The sequence below is a fragment of the Shinella sp. JR1-6 genome (assembly GCF_004284735.1).
Lineage (GTDB): Bacteria > Pseudomonadota > Alphaproteobacteria > Rhizobiales > Rhizobiaceae > Shinella.
On the sequence record NZ_SHMI01000075.1, the window covers coordinates 1 to 4149 of the forward strand.

A 4149-nucleotide genomic window follows, 5' to 3' on the forward strand; every position below is an offset into this window, starting at 1 on the left:
TGGGGCGGGCTGCGCCCTCCCCCCTCTGTCCGGGGGAATGTCAGAGGCCATTCCCCCGGAAAGACCGGGGAGGCTTCGCCCAAGGGGGCTTCCCTGCGGGACTTCGGGAAAAAGGAGACAGAATATGAGCATCTACACCCAGACCGCCCGTTTCGACACCGGCCGCGCCCTGACAGAAGCCGAAATGCGCCGCATCGCGCCGTCCATCTTCGCCGTGACCGCCCATGAGAGCAGGTCCGAGCGCTTCAAGCCCATCCCCACCATCGAGGTGCTGCGCGGCCTGATGAACGAAGGCTTCATGCCGGTCGGCGCCAAGCAGTCCAGCAGCCGCATCGAGGGGAAGGCCGATTTCACCAAGCACCTTATCCGCATGCGCCGGATCGATGACGGCAAGGTCTATCATGTCGGTGACACCGTATGCGAAATCCTCCTGAAGAACGCGAATGACGGAACCAGCGCCTACGAGCTGATGGCCGGGCTTTTCCGCGTCCGCTGCCTCAATTCCTTGGTGACACAGACCGGCACCATCGACGCCATCAAGGTCCGGCATTCCGGCGACGTGCAGCACAAGGTCATCGAGGGCACCTATCGCGTTCTCGGGGAGGCCGAGCGCACCCTTGCGGCCCCACAGGACTGGTCCGGTATGCGGCTGAAGCAGGAGGAGAAGGAAATCCTTGCCGATGCGGCGCATGTTCTCCGGTTCGGGGACAACGAGGGCGAGACCAAGACGCCGATCAAGGCGGAGCAATTGCTGGTTCCCCGACGCCACGACGACCGCAATGACGATCTCTGGACCGTCTGGAACGTGGTTCAGGAAAACGCCATCAAGGGCGGTTTGCGCGGCGTCGGCCGCGACGATCTCGGCAGGCCGCGCCGTGCGACGTCCCGCGCCGTCAACGGGATCGATCAGGACATCAAGCTGAACAAGGCCCTTTGGCTGCTCGGCGAGCGGATGGCCGCGCTGAAATCCTGACCGGACCCACAAGAGCGCCGTTGCTACCGGCGGCGCTCTCCCCGTCACCAGAAAATCGGAGGCTCTACCATGAAGCCCGCGCATCCCGTCGTTTTCCCCGATATGCGGGAGATCACTGGCCATGTTCGCCCCATGGCATTGGCCAATGCAATTCACGCTCGCGTCCCTTCCTCATGGGGCGGCGCATTCTTCATCACGCTGAACAACATCCGAGACTGCATCGACGCCGGCGACCGCTGGTTTGAGGAAGAAACCACGGAAGGATTCCGGGTTTCGACCGATAGCGGCTTCTCCTGCATCGTGCCGGAGCGCCCTGCTTTTTGTTCAGTCCCTCATGCGGCCGCCGAGTTGGTGACGGACCGCGAGGACGCAGACCAGACCGCGACCGCATCGAAAGGCGGTGAGGCATGAGCTACGCAATCAAGTGCCGCGTCGTCGGCACGAAAAGCTGGTCATTCCTGAGCAGCCGGGGAAGCAACCGCTTGCGCATCCATGCAATCCGGTTCGCGACCGCCGAAAAAGCTCATGGCTTCATCGACAGAAACAGCGAAGAAAACCCGGCATGGGAATGGAAGGTCGTCGACCTCACGACCGGCAGGACCATCCGGGCAACGAATGGAGGTTCCGATGCAGGTGAACGCTGATCCACTTCGCGACGTCGCGCCCGAGCTGCTGGAGACGCTTAAACTCGCCGTCGCACGCGTGAAGCTGGCGAACGACGAAGGCGACCCGATCTTGAGCGCATGGCTGCCCGGCGCGCTGGCGACCATCGCCAAGGCCGAAGGCCGCGCCGCTTCCCTCAATCCTCTGCCGGCAAGCGGCAGCGAAAGGATGCTGGATGCTTTGCAGCGCGCAGAGCGGTTCATGTCCGGATTCGAGGATGATCCTTTGCAAGAGGGCATCGATGACGATCTCGGCGCGATCAGGTCAGCGATAGCGGACCTGGAGGATGGCGCGGCCACCAGCACGGGGGAGGGTCCCGACCATGAATAAAGCACGCCGCAAGGCCATCGCCGATCTTATCGACCGCCTCGACACCTTGAAAGGGCTTGCAGACGAAATCAGGTCCGATCTCGAAACGATCAAAGACGAGGAACGCGAGGCGTTCGAGAACCTGTCCGAGAGCTTCCAGGGCAACGACCGAGGACAGGCAATGGAAGCGGCGGCCGACGCCCTTGAGGAAGCCGTGGGCGCCCTGGACGAGATCGGGGGCACCATCGATCAGGCGGTAGAAAATTTGAACACAGCATCGGCGTGATGCCGATGCATCCGCCACTCGAACGCTTCCCCCTCATTATCACACTGAAAGGAGCCTTCTGATGACGAAGGATAATACTGTCCTGTTTGGACCGGACGGCGAAATCCGTGCAGGTCACTACGTCGCCACGGCTACGGTCGATTTTGGCCGCCGCAATTTGTTTTTTATGATGCCGGGGAAGGAGCGCCATATTGCGACCATCGCTGGCGGTTCGCGCTCGAAACTCCTGCAATTCGACCTCGACATGAAACGCATGTGTGCGGCGCTTGCCGCCTTCGATAGCTGGATCGAAATCCCCGGCGTCGAGCGCCCCGAACGGGCAGCGGATGCCTGCCGCCTCCTGATCGAAGCCTACATGCACAATCCCGAACAGGTCGATTGGTCGGATATCCAGATCGCCCTTGATGCCGCGCTCGAAGCCTTCGGCCTGCCGGAGGACGACCCGGAGAGGGTCTTTGCGGCCCAGCACGAGGACCTGTCATGACCGAGCCCCTGACCACAGAAGAACATGCCGCCGTCACCGCCTATGCTCTTGCCCATGGCGAAAACTGGAAGGACGACCTTCTGGCCGACTGGATGGACGGGCGCACCCAAGGCACCTTGCAGCACCTTCGCAACTCGCGCGGACCTTCCTGGCTCGCGGACTATTCGCTGGCCGACTGGCCCAAGAGCCTGTTTTCCAATGAGCAAAGGGGCGCATGATGGAATCCGATCCACACGACTTCACCGCTTACGTCCATCCGGTTTTGGCGGTTGGCTGCCCCGATTGCGGCAAGCCTATCGGCGTCTGGTGCGTCAGGCCGAGCGGCCACCGCGCCAGCGGCCTGCACCGCAGCCGACGCATGGAGGCGGATCGCGTGTTTATCGACCAGCATGGCGAGAATGCTGCCATCAACCGGACGGCCGATGGCTGGACGATCTCGAAATAGCCTTCACCTCGCGGAACAACTGGACGCCTGGCTATCGTGGTCGGGCGTCTTTTTGTATTGATGGATCATACAGCGGCCGAGCTGGCTGGCCGCGTGCCTTGCCCTCCCCGCATTGAGCGGATCGGACCAGGACGAGGGGCGCCCCGAAGCCCCCGCCCCTCGAACTCCCCTGCCCGCCCGTCAAAACGGCGCGCCGTGAGCGGGCGCAGTCGGTCCGGCCTCCCCTGCGGGACGCTGTGCTGAGGCTCCTGCGGCTGCGCTTCTTCCGCTCCCCGCGCAGCGAGAATGCCCGAAATCCCGGCCCGAAGGCCGGCGCTATGCTGATTTCTCCGATGCTCTCCTTCTTCACCGGGATCGTACCGCGCTCGCTTCCGCTGCGCGTCGGCGCGATCACGGCGCGGGCCGAGTTGAGTGAGAAGCGCATGCCAGCCATCTTCAGGTGATGGATGCGGACGAGCTCGCGCGCTCAAGCATCGCGATGCGCCTCGTTGAGAATGACATCTATGCCATCCATCAGCTCGTCATGAATATGCTTCGGCGCGTCCTTCAGCTGGTAGGCCTCCACGATCGATTGGCCCTTCAAGCGCGCATAGGCTTCGGCCGTCAGGATCACCAGCTTGTGGTTGCCGTGCTTGGTGAGTGCGATCGGCTCGACAAGCGCGGCCTCGAGGATTTGCCCGGGCGCGCGAGCCATGTCGGAAAAGGTGAACTGTTTCATGCTGGTTCCGCAGACTGACGGTCTTAGAATACCCAATTCATGCAAAATCTGCAGGTGGATTCCTGGGCCATCGCCCGTTCCGGTCGACCGCGCTCTATGCGAGGGCACGGAGCCAGCCTGCGGCCGTCTCCGCCGATGCCGGTGACGATCGCTTGTCCTTCTCGGCTGCTGCGCATCCGGCACTGAGGCCCGCACGCGGGCCGCATCGTTCGTCTCGCCCCTGACATCGCCGGGCGTTCGGATCAAGGGGCAGGCGCGGCAGAGCCGCTTG

Annotated in this window: 10 protein-coding genes; 9 read left to right on the top strand and 1 reads right to left on the bottom strand. The window is 63.0% G+C overall.

The annotated features are described in order from the left end of the window. Positions 1-124 precede the first annotated feature (124 nt). From EXZ48_RS33970 to EXZ48_RS35875, 9 genes are all read left to right on the top strand, one after another. Positions 125-973 carry a DUF932 domain-containing protein gene (locus EXZ48_RS33970; RefSeq protein WP_023517415.1) on the top strand — a complete coding sequence of 283 codons (849 nt, stop codon included), beginning with the start codon at positions 125-127 and terminating at the stop codon, positions 971-973. Between the two features lie 69 nt (positions 974-1042). Next, positions 1043-1384 carry a hypothetical protein gene (locus tag EXZ48_RS33975; protein ID WP_023517416.1) on the top strand — a complete coding sequence of 114 codons (342 nt, stop codon included), beginning with the start codon at positions 1043-1045 and terminating at the stop codon, positions 1382-1384. Beyond that, on the top strand, positions 1381-1617 hold the full coding sequence (locus EXZ48_RS33980; protein ID WP_023517417.1) for a hypothetical protein: 237 nt from the start codon (positions 1381-1383) through the stop codon (positions 1615-1617). Before EXZ48_RS33975 ends, EXZ48_RS33980 begins: the two co-directional genes overlap by 4 nt. Further along, complete coding sequence (locus EXZ48_RS33985; RefSeq protein WP_023517418.1) at positions 1601-1966, top strand: hypothetical protein; 366 nt, start codon at positions 1601-1603, stop codon at positions 1964-1966. Before EXZ48_RS33980 ends, EXZ48_RS33985 begins: the two co-directional genes overlap by 17 nt. Next, complete coding sequence (locus tag EXZ48_RS33990) at positions 1959-2231, top strand: hypothetical protein (RefSeq protein WP_023517419.1); 273 nt, start codon at positions 1959-1961, stop codon at positions 2229-2231. The genes EXZ48_RS33985 and EXZ48_RS33990 overlap by 8 nt, the downstream gene beginning before the upstream one ends. 61 nt (positions 2232-2292) lie before the next feature. Then, a complete protein-coding gene (locus EXZ48_RS33995) occupies positions 2293-2715 on the top strand; it encodes a hypothetical protein (protein WP_023517420.1) in 423 nt (140 codons plus the stop codon). Then, complete coding sequence (locus EXZ48_RS34000) at positions 2712-2933, top strand: hypothetical protein (protein ID WP_023517421.1); 222 nt, start codon at positions 2712-2714, stop codon at positions 2931-2933. The genes EXZ48_RS33995 and EXZ48_RS34000 overlap by 4 nt, the downstream gene beginning before the upstream one ends. Continuing rightward, positions 2930-3160: a hypothetical protein gene (locus EXZ48_RS34005; RefSeq protein ID WP_023517422.1), complete on the top strand. Its 231-nt coding sequence runs from the start codon at positions 2930-2932 to the stop codon at positions 3158-3160. The genes EXZ48_RS34000 and EXZ48_RS34005 overlap by 4 nt, the downstream gene beginning before the upstream one ends. Before the next feature lie 317 nt (positions 3161-3477). After that, complete coding sequence (locus EXZ48_RS35875) at positions 3478-3603, top strand: hypothetical protein (RefSeq protein ID WP_256370940.1); 126 nt, start codon at positions 3478-3480, stop codon at positions 3601-3603. A gap of 23 nt (positions 3604-3626) precedes the next feature. On the opposite strand, the gene EXZ48_RS34010 is transcribed toward EXZ48_RS35875, so the two are convergent. Next, the gene (locus EXZ48_RS34010; RefSeq protein ID WP_024271147.1) at positions 3627-3878 is read right to left on the bottom strand and encodes an antitoxin Phd_YefM type II toxin-antitoxin system; all 252 of its coding nucleotides are present in this window, start codon (positions 3876-3878) and stop codon (positions 3627-3629) included. Between the last annotated feature and the right edge of the window lie 271 nt (positions 3879-4149).